The following is a 14,761-nucleotide window of genomic DNA, read 5'->3' as shown; positions in this document are numbered from 1 at the left end:
CTTTATGAAAAACTTATACAAAAAATTACCTCAAATGAATGAGATTCTAAATAAATTTTCTGATAACTCGCAAATGTTAAAAGATATTGCAAACGCCGTTTTGGATGAATTTAGAGAAAAAATTAAAAACAATGAAGATTTTGAAAGTTCAGATATTTTTTCTGAGATAGAAAATAGATACAAAAATTACAGCCCTTACACTCTTTATAATGTTATAAATGCAACGGGTGTAATCCTACATACCAACCTTGGTAGGGCAGTTTTGTCTGAAAATTCTATAGATAGAGTTAAAAAAATCGCCACAAGCTATTCAAATTTGGAATATGATGTAGAAAAGGGCAAACGTGGGTCAAGATACACTCATCTTGTTAATATCGCCAAAAAACTTACTGGCGCTGAAGATGCCCTTATAGTAAATAACAATGCCGCTGCTGTGTTTTTGGTTTTAAATACTTTTTGTAAGGGCAAAAACGCAGTGATCTCCCGTGGAGAACTTGTTGAAATTGGCGGATCTTTTAGGATTAATGAAATAATGAATGAAAGTGGCGCTCAGATTGTGGAAGTCGGGGCGACAAATAGAACTCATCTTTACGATTATCAAAGAGCTATAGATGAAAATGAAGAAATTTCTGCAATAGTAAAAGTTCATAAGTCAAATTTCCAGGTAGTAGGATATGAGGAAAGCGTTGACACCAAGGATCTTCACGATCTTATAGGCGATAGAGATATTTTGTTATACGAAGATTTAGGTTCAGGTTCTCTAATAGACTTAACTTCTTATGGATTTTCTTATGAAAAAACCGTTCAAGATTGCCTAAAAGATGGGATAGATTTGGTAAGTTTTTCTTGTGATAAATTAATAGGCGGATCTCAAGCAGGAATTATTGTCGGCAAGAAAAAATATATAGATAAAATGAAGAAAAATCAGCTTTTAAGAGCTTTTAGGGTTGATAAATTAACTCTTGCTTCAGTTGAGGCAACCTTGTATGAATATCTTGATTTTAACAAGTTAAAAAAAGAAAATCCTACAATTAGAATGATTTTGGAAGATAGCGATTCCGTCAAAGAAAGATGCGAGAAACTTTTTAATAAGCTTACAAAAATTACAGGCTTTGACGGAAAAATAGTAGAATCTGACGGCAAAATTGGTGGTGGATCTTATCCTTTGGATGTCAAAAAAACTTACTCAATTCAAATAAATTATGAGGATGCCACAAAGCTTGAAAGCTTTCTAAGATTATCCAAAAATCACATTATTTCAACAGTTTATAACGGTTTTGTTCACCTAAATGCTTTGACAATTTTCGAAAATCAGATGGATGCAATTTATGAAACTTTAAAGGAATTTTATGAAAAGTAATTATATAATTGGAACTGCAGGTCACATAGACCATGGCAAAACGACCCTAATTAAAGCCTTAACTGGCAAAGAAACCGACAAGTTGAAGGAAGAAAAAGAAAGAGGAATTTCAATAAATCTTGGCTTTACTTATATGGATTTAAAATCTGGCGATAGGGCTGGGATAATTGACGTTCCAGGTCATGAAAATTTTATCAAAAATATGATGGCTGGAGTTGTTGGAATTGACATAATCCTTTTGGTGGTGGCAGCTGATGATGGAGTTATGCCTCAAACTATAGAACACGCTCAAATCCTCCACTATATGGGAGTTGACAATGCAATTATTGTCATCACCAAGAAAAATTTGGTTGACGAAGATGACCTTGAGCTAGTAAAAGAAGATATAAAAATTTCTTTTGAAGATACTCTTTTAGAAGATGCGCCAATTATTGCAGTTGATTCTGTAAGTGGAGAAAATATCGACAAGTTAAAAGATTTGATAGAAGAAAAAATTTATGCCAGCGAAAAAAAAGAAGACGACAAGTCCATGAGAATGAACATCGACAGATCTTTTACCTTAAAAGGAATTGGCAGCATAATTACAGGAACCCTAACCGAGGGAGAAATCTATAAGGATAGGGAATATATGGTTTATCCAAAAGAAGCCATTGTCAAAGTAAGATCCATAGAAAATCACGATAAGCCTATAGATATAGCTCACAAGGGACAAAGAATCGCTCTAAATCTTACAAATATTTCCTCAAATGAAATTCAAAGAGGAGATATAATAGCCGAGAAAAATTCTCTAATAAAAGTAAAAAATGTCCAAACGCTTTTAAATCTATCAAAATTTGAAGATGTAGAATTAAGACATTGGTCAAGAGTTAGATTTTTCCATGGCACAAAGGAAATTTTGGCCCGTGCAGTTCCTTTAGACAGAAAAGAAATAAAAAGCAGAGATACCGCCTTGTGCGAATTTAGGCTCGAAGAAGAAATTTACGTCAAAAGAGGAGATAAATTTGTAATAAGATCCTATTCGCCTTTGATGACAATCGGTGGGGGCGAGATAATCGATACCAACGAAGAAAATCACACCATTAATTCCACATCCTATGTTTCATATCTAAAAAATAAGGAAAATTATTCAGAAATCGACGAAATTTTGGATTACTTGCAAGAATTCAGGAATTTTGACCAAATTTTTTCACACATGGGAATAGAAGATAAAAACCTAAGAGAATATCTGGAAAAAATCGAAGAAAATAACGAAATCGACAAAATTGGCGATATGTATATATCAAGAAGATCTTTGAACTCTTGGGCTGATGACCTAGAAAACTTCTTAAAGACTTACCACGAAAATCACCCACTAGAGGAAGGAATCCCAAGGGAAGAATTAAGGCAAAAAGTAAAAATTAATCTCGATAGCAAAAATTTTGAAATAATGCTAAAAAATAAAGTCATAACCAAAAAAATAATGCTCCAAAAAGGTCTTGTAAAAAATAAATCCTTTGCCATAAGCCTTGACCAAGATCAGAAAAAAATCGATGAAATTATGAAAAAAATCAAAGACAACGAGCCAAAAATCTTAAAAGAAGCCGATATTATCGACAAAAAAGAAGATAGGGATATTTTATCATATTTGTGCAAAAAAGATCTAAGCAAGATCTACGATTTTTATCTTAGAAAAGAATATCTTGATAAATTAATTGAAATGGCAAAAACTTTTATGGAAAAAAACGGCAAGATGCAAGTTTCCGAATTTAGAGATTTATCAGAATTAAGTAGAAAGCAAGCTGTAGCTGTTTTAGAATATATGGATAAGAAAAATATAAGTAAACGAATTGATGATTACAGAGTTTTAATATAAGTGGCGAGAGCGTGTAGGAATCGAACCTACCTAAGAAGTACACTTCTCACGACGGTTTTGAAGACCGCAGAGCACACCAGAAACTCATCCGCTCCCATAACATAAACATTATAGCATAAAGATTTGAAAATGCAAAAAATCCAGCGAAAATAATTAAAATAAGCTGCTAACTTTTGACTATTACCGAAAGAAAGCAGCTTTTACTTTGCAAATTATTTGCTTATATAAGATTTTAAAAGTTTGTAAAGGCCATTTAATCCATTTACATGAGTTCTTTCATAACCGTGGCTTGCTGCAACTCCGCTTCCTACAAGAGCATGACGGAAGTCATTGGCACTTGCTACTGCAGCTGAAGCATCTGAGCCATAAAGTGGGTAAATATCTATAGCATAATCTATATCATTTGCCTTTGCTTCTTCGATTAATTCGTTGGTTAGATCGTAATTGTATGGGCCAGATGAATCTTTAGCACAGATTGAAACCTTGGTTTCATCGGTCTTTAAATCGTCATATACAACTCCCATATCAACTGCAATCATGTCGGTAATTCCTTGTGGATGTCCACTTGCAGCGCCATGGCCTACTTCTTCATAGATTGTAAAAGCTAAATACAAAGGACGGTTGATGTTAATATTATTTTCCTTGATATCTTTTGCAAGAGCCATCAAAACTCCAGCGCTTGCTTTATCATCTAGGTGGCGAGATTTTACAAAACCGTTGTCAACTCTAAATCTAGGGTCGTAAGCTATGAAATCTCCAGCAGAAATTCCAAGTTTTTCTGTTTCTTCTGCTGAGTTTGTAATTTCATCAATTACAACTTCCATATTTTTGTCATCACGAGTAATTTCTTTTGGGTCTGTCGAACCGTGAACTGCTGGTTCGTTGATTCTAAATACGCCTGTATATTCTTTGCCAGAACGAGTTATGATTGTCACATTTTCTTGTTCACCATAAGCTAGTGGATAACCACCTAAAGCCGTAACTCTTAGTCTTCCATTTGCTTTTATTGATCTTACCATTAGTCCAAGTGTATCAACGTGAGCTGATAGCAAAAGTCCGTTTTCCGTACCTTCTTTGATTGGAACGATCACATTTCCCTTGTGGTTTTGATAAGGCTTGTAACCCATTTTTTCAAATTCTTCCATCAAATATTTTTCAGCTCTTTTTGTATAGCCTGTTGGTGATGGTGTTTCGCATAAATCTTTGATATATTTTAATATTTGTTCAGTCATTTTACCTCCTTAATTGCTCGTAGCTTTTTCTAAATCAACCATGTTGTTTAGACAAAGTACAAGACTTATTAGCTCTTGGTCATAATTCTCATCATAAATAGTAAGTTCGTAATTATCGGCAAAGCTAAAAAATTTTTTGTAAACTTCGCCAACTAAAGCTCCCTCTTTATTTATAACTTGGAAATTCAAATGCCAAATATCGCCATCCAAATATAGATTATCCCCATTGGACATAAAAATATCTACTCTGTGTCTAAAAAATTCAAATTTTTTTTGGACAGTCATATTAGTGCCTTTGGAAAAAACAACCTGATAGCGTGGAAGCAAGGTGAAAATTTCCCTAGTAATGGAAAATAAATTTTTACCATTGCCATCAGAAACGTTGGAATTATAACCCACAAGCGTGAAATTTTGGTCTAGATAATAAACTTCTCTACCATTTTCATCTACAATTGGATAATGGTCGGTTATTTTGAAAAATTTTTCTTTAAAATATAATTTTTTCATAAAGCTCCTTTAGCGGCTGCCACCGCCACCGCCTCCACCGAAGCCACCTCCACCTCCACCAAAGGAAGTTGATCCACCAGAACCTGCATCGATAAAACTTGTAAGGTCTGCATAAGATTCTGCTATATGGCTTGAGTAAGAGTGGATATTATTTATCATGTAGTAGTTATATATACTATAATTTTCATATTCCGGATAAATTTCTGTGAAATTCTTATAAACTTCCTTGCTTATGCCATAAATTGCTGCATAAATCATAAAGCTATCCCAAAGTTTAACCTCGTTTACATCCCTTTCCTTAATTAGAGAGTAATCGGCTAAATAATTTTTAAATTTGATGAAATTTTCATATAAATTTATGCCGGAATCGGTGATTGTAATCTTGTTTTTGTAAGTTTTTTCTTTGATAAACGAAGATTTTATTTCTTTTCTTTCATTTGTTAAGTAGGAATTTTCCTCTAATCTTTCCAGTGAATTTTCTTCAAAAAGCTTAAAATATTTCTCAATCTCATCTTCGTTTGAGTCCATATAATCTTCAATATGGCTATTTTTAATTTTCTCATCATCTGATAAATCTTCGCTAGCTTGTAAAATTTCAAAAAAGCCACTTTCAACTTCACTCATATTTGAAGGCTTCTTATTTATAGTAATGTAAGAATCCTCATCTTTGCTATCCACATCAGCGTTTTTATTAAAATCAATAGCTCCATCATAAATCCATTTGAGCAAAAACGCATTTAAATAATTTCCCAAATTGTCCTCAGAAGGATAAGCTTTATCTACCAAAAGATAGGTATCTTCAATTGGTCCCTTGTATGGAATTTCTCTAAAGTATTGTTCTTTTAATTCCTTTGGCTTTTTTAGAGCTTTTTTGTTAAGAATTTGATACTCATCGTAAGAATTTTTAACTCCATAGGTAAAAATCGCTCCTGCAATGATAATTATTAGAATAACAATACCGGCGAAAACCACTTCCATGATATCGGATTTGTCATTTTGATCTACAGTTCCTTCTGATTTTTCATAATCGGAACCAACTATGGCTTTTTTGGCGTAATACTTAAAATCCTTATCTTCAACATAGGAGGAATTAAAAGTCCCCTTAGGAAATTTAAGCATTACATGGCCGTAATTTACCTCATCCGTACTTTTGGCAAGGATTTCTCCATCTACATTGTGGATATCTCCAATAAAACCAAAGCCCCGCATTTTTACTTCTTTATCAAAAGGCTGATAGCCCTTGATTTTTATAGAAATTTTTTCTGGTTTTGGATCGAAATTTTCTCCTATAAAACGAAAATGAACCATGTCGCAATCATTAAGTGAAACCACCAAAGGATTTATGGTGTAAGTTAGGGTGTAGGTGTTTTCACCATAATTTGTAATTCCCCAACACAATTCATAGCCATCATCTTTTTCTAAGACTCCGTAGTGGTTGGATTTTTCATCAAAAGATGCATCCACATTCCAAGGAGAAATTTCTGAAAAATCTTTGCCATTGGCATTTAGCTTAAAATCTTCGATTTTTATTCCCCTTAAATCAGGAATTGACTTATATTTTTCCGTCGCATCCCTATCGTCATCATAAACTTGCCAAACTTCCTTTACATGACCTAGACCATTTTTATCTATTGAAATTTCCATATCAATAGACTCAAAGTCATCTGCCAGAACAGTTTGTGGAATTGCTATGAAAAATATTAGCAAAAGTATTTTTAATAGATTTTTAAAATTTTTCTTCATTCTTATTTCCTTTTCTCCTTTAACGGCTTCCTCCACCAGATCCGCCAGAGCCTCCGCCAAATGAGCCTCCTCCACCGGAAAATGATGAAAATCCACCGTGTGAGGAATTTTCAAAATTATTAGCTGCATTGTTAAAACTTTGGCTTACGAAATGTGAATAAGAGTTGATATTTGCTATCATATAATAGTCAAAGTAAGACATCTTCTCATATTCTGGATAAATTTCTGTGAAATTTTTGTAAACTTCCTTGCTTATGCCATAAATTGCCGCATAAATCATAAAGCTATCCCAAAGTTTAACCTCGTTTATATCTCTTTCCTTAATTAGAGAATAATCGGCCAAATAGTTTTTAAATTTGATGAAATTTTCATAAAGTTCTATGCCTTTTTCCTCAATTTTTACATTGTTATTGTAAGAATCATTTGAAAAGGCAAATTTCTTTTTAGTTTTTTCATTTGACAAATATTGACCTTGGCAAAGCTTGTCCAAAGAGTTTTTTGATAATTTTCTACTTAAAACTTCAGGAATCCTCTGGTGATCTCTTACATATTCTTCGATTTCTTTTTGGGTGATTTTTCCATCGTCAGTGTAAGTTTCACATTCTTGTAAAATATCATAAAAACTACTTTCCACAAGGCTCATATCCTCTGGTTTTTGGATTAGTTTTATATAGGAAACTGTGTGAGTCATAAAAAGTATTTTCTCATCTTCTTCGGCAAATTCTACAACTCCCTGATAAACCCATTTTAGCAAGAAAGCATTCATATAATTTTCAAAACTATTGGACTTATAGGCGTAAAGATTAATTAAATATGTATCTTCAATCGGCCCTTGGTAAGGAATTTCCCTAAAATATTCTTCTTTAAATTCTTTAGGATTTTTCAAAACTTCTTTGTTTATTGGTCGAAAGCTATCACTTTCATTTTTATTTTTTATAAATATTCCTACAGTTAAAGCAGAAAAAAGGATTGGTAAAATGGAAAAAAATCCTCCAAAATCCCAAAAAGAGGGACCTTGATCAAAATAGTCGTAAGCGTTAAAATCTTCGTCGTAATCCTCTTCTTCGTAATAATCGCTTGTATCTTGGTCATAATCGGGTATTTCCCCATCAGAAGAATTATCGTAAGAATTATTCTCAAAATCTGAATTTGCTATGGCCATTTCTTTGTAAAAATCAAAATCTTGGTCGATTTTTAGGCTCGTAGCAAAAGTTCCTTTCGGCATTCTAAGCATAACAAGCCCGTAATTTACATCTCCAGTGCTTTTAGCGATGATTTTTCCATCTTTATTTTCTATATTTCCCTTAAAACCAAAAGCCCACAAAGAAGTTTCATCGGCAAAAGGCTTATAGGAATTTATTGTCATGGAAATGGAATCTGGCAAAGGCTCTAAGTTTTCTTTGATAAAGCGATAATAAACCATATCGTAATCATTAAGTCCAACAACTATTGGGTCGATGGTGTATGTTAAGGTGTAGGTATTTTCGCCAAATTCTGTAATCCCCCAACAGAGTTCTACTCCATTTTCCTTTTGGATCATTCCATAATGGTTTTTCTTTTCATCAAAGGATAAATCCAAATTCCAAGGATAAATTTCAGTAAAATCTTCTCCGTTTCTAGAAACTTTGAAGTCTCTAATTTTTATACCATTTAAGTCGGAAATCACCTTGTATTTTTCTGTTGCATCAAAAGAATCTTCATTAGTCTTCCAAACTTCTGTCACATGAGCAACGCCATTTTCATCTATATCGGCGCTAATATCTATGGAATAAATCTCATCTGCAAAGCTAGTTCTTGCAAAAATTAAAATTATAACAAGAACTAGGCTTAATAAAAATTTGTGATTTTTATTTTTCATAATTGCTCCTAAAAAAAGAGTCTAAGAATTAAATCTTGGCACCTCGTTGGAATTTTCGTCGTTTTTAAAATATCCCTTATCAGAAAAGCCAAAACTTCCTGCAAAAAGGTTTTGTGGGAAAGATTTTATATATCTGTTAAAGCTTGTAACTGTGTCGTTATAGATCATTCTTGAGTGACGAACATTATCTTCGTATTTGTCGATGGAATCCATGGTTTTTTTGTAAATTTCAGATGCTTTAAGCTCTGGATAATTTTCTGCTACTGCATAAAAACTATTCATAGCAGATCTAAATTCATTTTCTTCCTCATTTACATCAGAAGCTGTGGATTTTCTGTCGATATTTGTTCTATTTTTTGTTATTTTATCTAAAGTTTCGCTTTCGTATTTGGCGTAATCTTTGGTTGCATCAATCAAATTATTAAGAGCATCCCATCTTGACTGAAGTTGGGCTGCTATTTGGCTCATAGCATTTTCTATCATTTCATTTTTTCTAACAAGATTGTTATAAATTGATATGGCAAAAATTGCAAGAACAGCAAGAATTGCAATTACAATAATACTAGGGTTCATATTCTTCTCCTTTAAATTTTTATAATTTGTCTTTCATAATAATTATATCCTTTTTAAGCAAAGTTAAACATATCAATTGTAAAATTCAAGATAGATAAAATCAAATTATATTTTTAGGATTTTTCCCTAATAAAATTTTGCTTATTTGCAATCATTGTTTATAATAAATCTAAAATCGGTATCATGAAATTGACAAGCAATAAAAGGGGTGTAAAATAGATTCGCAAAGCTTATATAAACTCTTGTTTTGCCAAGCTTTCGTTTGATTAAGGAGATATTTATGCAAAGTAATTTTGTAAAAAAAACTTATGCCAAAGCCACAGAAAATCCTGCTTTCATTTTATCTATTGGATTTTTTATATTAATTATTCTTGGTGGAATAATTTTATCCACACCATATGTTACAAGAAATGGCAAGGCAACTGATATGATAGATGCTTTTTTTGTAGCAGCAAGTGCTTCTTGTGTTACAGGACTTAGCCCAGTTAATACAGCTTATCATTGGAATAGCCTAGGGCATGTTGTAATTATTATTTTAATTCAAATTGGTGGTCTTGGAATAATGAGTTTAGCAACCCTTATCCCCCTATTACTTAGAAAAAAAATCGGTCTAAAAAGTAGGCAAATTTTAAAGGAACAATTTAATATCGATAGTCTTGCTGGTATGATCAATCTTTTTAAATACGTACTCTTATTTACTGTTTTAACAGAAATTGTTGGAGCGCTCTTGCTTAGTATAAGATTCATCCCTCAATATGGTTTTGGCAAAGGAATGTGGTTTTCCATATTTCACTCAATTTCTGCCTTTTGCAATGCGGGCTTTGATATTTTGGGAGATTCAATTTATCCTCTAAGATCTGACGCATTAGTAAATATAACTTTAATGCTTTTGGTAATAATTGGTGGCCTTGGTTTTATGGTGACAAGCGAAATTTTTTATAGGAAAAACTTTCAAAAACTTTCAACTCATTCCAAACTTGTCATACTAATCACTATTGTTCTAATCCTAGTTGGAGCTGTAGGTTTCTTTTTGCTAGAATCTATCGGAGGCGGAGTTTTAAAGGGAGAAGGCACTAAGGCATCAATAATTGAATCGTTTTTCCAATCAGTCGTTGCAAGAACTGCTGGATTTTATTCTGTTAATCTAAGTAAGATTAAAGAATCCACAGCACTTTTATTAATTTGCTTAATGTTTATTGGTGGATCTCCTGGATCTACCGCTGGAGGAATAAAGACAACCACCTTTGGAGTTTTGATAATTGCAACAATTTCAGTTATAAAAAAAGAAAAAGAACCGATAATTTTTAAAAGATCCATATCCGATCAAAGTATAAAAAAGGCTCTTTCCATATTTTTGATATCACTTTTCATAGTTATTTTGGTTAGTTTTGTGATATCAGTAACTGATGGTTTTAAATTTATAGATATACTTTATGAAACAGTATCAGCTCTTGCAACAGTTGGAGCATCAAGAGGAATAACTGAAAGTTTATCAAATATAGGAAAAATATTGATAGGCCTTTGTATGTATCTAGGTAGAATTGGTCCAATGACTATGGCCCTTGCCTTTGGGTTAAAGGCTGAAGATAAAATGATAAAATATCCAGAAGCAATGATAAGTTTAGGTTAGGAGAAGATTATGGATAAAAATGTAATTGTATTAGGAATAGGAAGATTTGGCGAAGCAACAGCTACCAAACTTTATGAAAAAGGAATTTATGTAACAGCTGTTGACAATAATTACAAAAAAATAGAAAAAATTGCCAATAATGTTTCAAGTGCTATCCAAGCTGATATAACAGAAGAAGTAGCAATGAAATCTTTGGGAATAAGTAACTACGATATAGCAATAATTGCCACAGGAACAGACTTAGAAGCCTCAATCCAAGCTACACTAATCTGTAAGGATAGTGGAGTAAAAGAAGTAATAGCAAAGGCTATAAGCAAATCTCACGCAAGAATTCTTACAAAAATAGGAGCTGATAAAATAGTTTTCCCAGAATTAGATACCGGAGAGAGATTGGCAAAAATGATTTCTGGCAAAAATATTTTGGATTTAAATCAATTTTCCACTGATTATTCTCTTTGTGAAGTCAAGGCAAAAAAAGAATGGATAGGAAAAACACTAATTGAATTGGATTTTAGAAATAAATATAAGGTCAATGTGATAGCTTTTAAAAGATATCAAGATATGATTTTGGATTTTGACCCAGATTTACCTATCGAAAAGGAGGATTCTTTGATTGTAATTGGTTCTAATGAAAACGCTGATAAGTTAGCTGAGCTTTAAAAATATTGGAAAAACCAGAACTTATAAACTTTCTTTAAATTTATAAAATTTTTTGAAGAAAATGTTTGCACATAAATATATATTGTGCTATACTATAGTTAGCTATTACATAGCTAGGTTTTTCATTATTAATTCCTTATAGTTTTCCCTCAAGAAAACTAGGACTAACTTATTCTTTTCTAAATGAAAGAGGGCCAAGAGGCTCTTTTTCTTTGCTTATTTTTAATGGTCTATTAATTTATAATAGCTATAGATTAACAGAATTTGGGGTATAATTCTTTTAAATAGAAAAGGAGGTCTTATGCCATTTTTATATTACCGCTATGATAGCACATATATACTTGTTATTATTGGTTTTATTTTAACCATGATCGCTCAAGCAAATGTCAATAAGGCTTTTGCAAAATATTCAAAAATAGGAACAAAAAAACAAATTACAGGCAAGGAAGTTTGTGATTATATTATAAATACTTATGGTTTTAGGGATATAAAAATTAAGCAAATTGATCATTCTCTTGGTGATTATTTTAATCCGATTACCAAGGAAGTTGCCCTATCACCTGAATCCATGAAAGAAACTTCAATTGCTTCAGTTGCAGTTGCAGCCCACGAATTTGGCCATGTTATTCAATATAAGAAAGGATATTTTCCTCTAAAAATAAAATCTTATTTGGTTCCTGCTGTAAATTTAGGTTCAAAATTAAGTTTCCCGATTTTATTTTTAGGAATGATTTTATCTAAGCAGAATTTATTAAATTTTGGCATACTTTTATTTGCTTTGACTTTGGTTTTTCAAATCGTAACCTTGCCGGTAGAATTTAACGCCAGCAAAAGAGCCCTTATGGTTTTGGAAGAATCTGGAATGCTTGTTGGAGAAGAAAATCAATATGCCAAAAATATGTTAAAGGCTGCAGCCTATACTTATCTTGCAGCAACTCTTACAACAGCCCTACAATTTCTAAGATTAGTCTTATTATTTGGCAATAGAAATAGAGATTAAGAAAATATCGGCACTAGGTAACTAATGCCGATATTTTTATAATCTTTTATTTAATTCTTCTATGTCTTTTTTGGCTTTTTTGAAAGATACGATCCAGTATATGAAGTATATAAGGGAAAATACAAATAAATTTATTATAATATTTACCTTATATTTGCTTGAAAAAAGTTTTAAGTAATTTAGAAAAATTACGACCCCTGTAATAGAAATTACATAGGCGAGGATAGTTTTTAACCTTAATGAAAGAGTAGTTACTTCGTAAATTTTATTGGCAAAATACACCAGACTAATTAAAATAATTAGGGCAATGGTAAGTTTAAACATGGCTTGCGATGAATTTTGACCTCTTAAAAATTCCTGGGTGAAAATATTAAAATCTCCACCATTTATAAAGGCTATTATTACTGAAATAAAATAAATTATTCCAAGATTTTGAAAAACGGTTTTAAAATAATTTGTTAGCTTGTTTGTATTATTCATTTTTTCCTCCTAAATTCCCAATATTTCCTTTACTTTTTTTAAAGTTCTTTTTGAAACATAACAAACATCTCCATTTACCATCTGACAGCTTATGGTTCCTATGTAGGATAAGTCAAAATTTTTTGTCTTTTTTAGATTTATTATTTCGCTATTTGATATGCGAACAAATTTTTTGGGATCAAGCCTTTGTTCAACCTGATACAAAGCTAATCTTAGCAAATAAGTTTTATCTTGTGAAACTGCATAAACTTTCTTATCATTTGCATAGACTCTTATAATATTTTCTGGATCTATAAATTCTAATCTTCCATCGAAAAAACCCGTCAAAATATTTGGCTTACCATTTTCTAAGCTTTCCTTTAAAGATAAGATCTCCTTATTCATTTCTCTTGCGTATATTACAATTTTTTCTTCATCCAAAGTCTTATCAATATTTATCTCAACTTTCAAATCATCTCCCCCTTTAATTATTATTTTAGTAAATATATTTTTATATTCAACAGATTTCCGATAAGTGGTAGCTTCGGGGAGATAAGCGGTATAATTAAGCCATGAAAATTTATCTAAAAAGCCCAAATAAAAGAAAAATCGTATATGATATCCTAAATATTTTTTATGAAAGTGACGAAATTTTATTTGCTGATTCAGGCGATTTATCCATATATGATAAAAAAATTTCATTTTTGGGAAAATCCTACGAATATGAAAATAATTACCAACTAAAAGCAATTTTATATAAGATTTTAGCTAAGGAAAATTCCTATACTTCCCCTTGGGGAATGCTTACAGGATCCAAGCCCTCAAAGCTTTTGCAAAAATATAATACGGATGAAATTAAGGAAAAATATTTCCTTGCTGATGAAAAAATAAATTTGCTTGCTGAAATTAAAAACCAGCAAGAAAAATTATCCTTTAAGTCAAATGATTTTAATTTGTACATAAATATTCCTTTTTGTCCAAGTCGCTGCCAATATTGCTCCTATCCTACGCTTATTGGAACAAATCATGACAAAAGCTCTTATGTGGATTTGCTTCTTAGAGAAATTAGAGAAATCAATTTGCCAGAAAATCTCGATACAATTTACATAGGCGGAGGAACGCCTTCTTATTTGAAAATTTCCGATATCAAAAGGCTTTTAGAACTTATTAACGAAAAATTTACCTACCAGGAATTTACCTTTGAAGCAGGCAGAGAAGATACTCTTGATTTTGAAAAATTGAAACTTTTAAGAGAAAATGGTGTCGATAGAATTTCCCTAAATCCGCAAACTTTTAACGAAAATATTATAAAAGCAACTGGCAGAGCCTATGACTTAGAGCATTTTCTAGAAATTTATAATTATGCCAAAAAACTCGGTTTCATTATAAATATGGATTTTATAGTGGGCCTTGTGGGAGAAGATGCTAATTCTTTTAGGGAAAATTTTGAAATTTTAAAAAAATTATTGCCAGATAATATAACTTTTCACGCTCTTGCTAGGAAAGTTGGCAGCAAATATATGGAAAATAATAAAAGAGGCTCCATCAAAGAAGCCCTAAAAATAAGCGATGATATAGGAAAATTTGTCAAAGAAAATTCCTATAAGCCTTATTATTTGTATAGGCAAAAAAATATCATTTCAAATTTGGAAAATGTCGGCTACCAAAGAGAAAATACCGCTCAAAGATACAATATTATAATAAATGAGGAATTGGAAAATATTATAGGTCTTGGAATGAACGCCAACTCAAAGCTTATCAATAACGAAAAATACAGAAACGCCAGAAATATGAAAGATTATGAAGCTTTGCTGGATGAAGAAATTTCTGATAAAAATAAAATGATAGAGAATTACAAAAAATGGATTTAGCTTAAAATTTAAGCAA

The 14,761-nt window shown here is 31.7% G+C and carries 13 protein-coding genes and 1 tRNA gene; 6 read left to right on the top strand and 8 right to left on the bottom strand.

The annotated features are described in order from the left end of the window. Positions 1-4 precede the first annotated feature (4 nt). Both selA and selB read left to right on the top strand, forming a co-directional pair. Complete coding sequence (gene selA, locus GAN53_RS03380) at positions 5-1,360, top strand: L-seryl-tRNA(Sec) selenium transferase (protein ID WP_151409582.1); 1,356 nt, start codon at positions 5-7, stop codon at positions 1,358-1,360. After that, positions 1,350-3,212, top strand: a complete 1,863-nt coding sequence (gene selB / locus GAN53_RS03375; RefSeq protein ID WP_151409581.1) for a selenocysteine-specific translation elongation factor — start codon at positions 1,350-1,352, stop codon at positions 3,210-3,212. The genes selA and selB overlap by 11 nt, the downstream gene beginning before the upstream one ends. Before the next feature lies 1 nt (position 3,213). On the opposite strand, the gene GAN53_RS03370 is transcribed toward selB, so the two are convergent. The 6 genes from GAN53_RS03370 to GAN53_RS03345 all read right to left on the bottom strand — a co-directional run bounded on the left by GAN53_RS03370 (position 3,214) and on the right by GAN53_RS03345 (position 9,125). After that, positions 3,214-3,308: transfer RNA gene (locus tag GAN53_RS03370), tRNA-Sec, on the bottom strand. A 116-nt stretch (positions 3,309-3,424) separates the two neighbouring features. Further along, positions 3,425-4,444 (bottom strand): M42 family metallopeptidase, encoded by a 1,020-nt coding sequence (locus tag GAN53_RS03365; RefSeq protein ID WP_151409580.1) that lies wholly within the window; start codon positions 4,442-4,444, stop codon positions 3,425-3,427. A 9-nt stretch (positions 4,445-4,453) separates the two neighbouring features. Then, entirely contained in the window at positions 4,454-4,951 is a 498-nt protein-coding gene (locus GAN53_RS03360) for an LURP-one-related/scramblase family protein (protein WP_151409579.1), read from the bottom strand. A 9-nt stretch (positions 4,952-4,960) separates the two neighbouring features. Beyond that, the gene (locus GAN53_RS03355; RefSeq protein ID WP_151409578.1) at positions 4,961-6,694 is read right to left on the bottom strand and encodes a DUF2207 family protein; all 1,734 of its coding nucleotides are present in this window, start codon (positions 6,692-6,694) and stop codon (positions 4,961-4,963) included. Positions 6,695-6,713: 19 nt separating this feature from the next. Next, positions 6,714-8,552: a DUF2207 family protein gene (locus GAN53_RS03350; protein WP_151409577.1), complete on the bottom strand. Its 1,839-nt coding sequence runs from the start codon at positions 8,550-8,552 to the stop codon at positions 6,714-6,716. A gap of 21 nt (positions 8,553-8,573) precedes the next feature. Next, positions 8,574-9,125 carry a LemA family protein gene (locus GAN53_RS03345; protein WP_099321415.1) on the bottom strand — a complete coding sequence of 184 codons (552 nt, stop codon included), beginning with the start codon at positions 9,123-9,125 and terminating at the stop codon, positions 8,574-8,576. Positions 9,126-9,405: 280 nt separating this feature from the next. On the opposite strand from GAN53_RS03345, the gene GAN53_RS03340 reads away from it, so the two are divergent. The 3 genes from GAN53_RS03340 to GAN53_RS03330 all read left to right on the top strand — a co-directional run bounded on the left by GAN53_RS03340 (position 9,406) and on the right by GAN53_RS03330 (position 12,415). After that, on the top strand, positions 9,406-10,755 hold the full coding sequence (locus GAN53_RS03340; RefSeq protein ID WP_151409576.1) for a TrkH family potassium uptake protein: 1,350 nt from the start codon (positions 9,406-9,408) through the stop codon (positions 10,753-10,755). 9 nt (positions 10,756-10,764) lie between these two features. Next, positions 10,765-11,415: a potassium channel family protein gene (locus tag GAN53_RS03335; protein WP_151409575.1), complete on the top strand. Its 651-nt coding sequence runs from the start codon at positions 10,765-10,767 to the stop codon at positions 11,413-11,415. Between the two features lie 301 nt (positions 11,416-11,716). Next, a complete protein-coding gene (locus GAN53_RS03330; protein ID WP_151409574.1) occupies positions 11,717-12,415 on the top strand; it encodes a zinc metallopeptidase in 699 nt (232 codons plus the stop codon). A 36-nt stretch (positions 12,416-12,451) separates the two neighbouring features. Here GAN53_RS03330 and GAN53_RS03325 read toward each other — a convergent pair whose 3' ends face one another. Together GAN53_RS03325 and GAN53_RS03320 are read right to left on the bottom strand one after the other, a co-directional pair. Continuing rightward, the gene (locus GAN53_RS03325; RefSeq protein ID WP_151409573.1) at positions 12,452-12,895 is read right to left on the bottom strand and encodes a DUF3021 family protein; all 444 of its coding nucleotides are present in this window, start codon (positions 12,893-12,895) and stop codon (positions 12,452-12,454) included. Positions 12,896-12,904: 9 nt separating this feature from the next. Next, positions 12,905-13,345, bottom strand: a complete 441-nt coding sequence (locus GAN53_RS03320; RefSeq protein ID WP_151409572.1) for a LytTR family DNA-binding domain-containing protein — start codon at positions 13,343-13,345, stop codon at positions 12,905-12,907. Between the two features lie 101 nt (positions 13,346-13,446). Between GAN53_RS03320 and hemZ the strand changes: the two genes are divergently transcribed. Further along, positions 13,447-14,745 (top strand): coproporphyrinogen dehydrogenase HemZ, encoded by a 1,299-nt coding sequence (hemZ, locus tag GAN53_RS03315; protein ID WP_151409571.1) that lies wholly within the window; start codon positions 13,447-13,449, stop codon positions 14,743-14,745. Positions 14,746-14,761: the final 16 nt, after the last annotated feature.

The sequence above is a fragment of the Anaerococcus sp. Marseille-P9784 genome (genome assembly GCF_902500265.1).
GTDB lineage: Bacteria > Bacillota > Clostridia > Tissierellales > Peptoniphilaceae > Anaerococcus.
This window is presented reverse-complemented; position numbering and strand designations above follow the sequence as displayed.

What these genes read in the sequence shown, in the direction of transcription:
- selA (WP_151409582.1), top strand. Translation starts at nt 5, where the DNA reads ATGAAAAACTTATACAAAAAATTACCTCAAATGAATGAGATTCTAAAT.
- selB (WP_151409581.1), top strand. Translation starts at nt 1,350, where the DNA reads ATGAAAAGTAATTATATAATTGGAACTGCAGGTCACATAGACCATGGC.
- GAN53_RS03365 (WP_151409580.1), bottom strand. Translation starts at nt 4,444, where the DNA reads ATGACTGAACAAATATTAAAATATATCAAAGATTTATGCGAAACACCA.
- GAN53_RS03360 (WP_151409579.1), bottom strand. Translation starts at nt 4,951, where the DNA reads ATGAAAAAATTATATTTTAAAGAAAAATTTTTCAAAATAACCGACCAT.
- GAN53_RS03355 (WP_151409578.1), bottom strand. Translation starts at nt 6,694, where the DNA reads ATGAAGAAAAATTTTAAAAATCTATTAAAAATACTTTTGCTAATATTT.
- GAN53_RS03350 (WP_151409577.1), bottom strand. Translation starts at nt 8,552, where the DNA reads ATGAAAAATAAAAATCACAAATTTTTATTAAGCCTAGTTCTTGTTATA.
- GAN53_RS03345 (WP_099321415.1), bottom strand. Translation starts at nt 9,125, where the DNA reads ATGAACCCTAGTATTATTGTAATTGCAATTCTTGCTGTTCTTGCAATT.
- GAN53_RS03340 (WP_151409576.1), top strand. Translation starts at nt 9,406, where the DNA reads ATGCAAAGTAATTTTGTAAAAAAAACTTATGCCAAAGCCACAGAAAAT.
- GAN53_RS03335 (WP_151409575.1), top strand. Translation starts at nt 10,765, where the DNA reads ATGGATAAAAATGTAATTGTATTAGGAATAGGAAGATTTGGCGAAGCA.
- GAN53_RS03330 (WP_151409574.1), top strand. Translation starts at nt 11,717, where the DNA reads ATGCCATTTTTATATTACCGCTATGATAGCACATATATACTTGTTATT.
- GAN53_RS03325 (WP_151409573.1), bottom strand. Translation starts at nt 12,895, where the DNA reads ATGAATAATACAAACAAGCTAACAAATTATTTTAAAACCGTTTTTCAA.
- hemZ (WP_151409571.1), top strand. Translation starts at nt 13,447, where the DNA reads ATGAAAATTTATCTAAAAAGCCCAAATAAAAGAAAAATCGTATATGAT.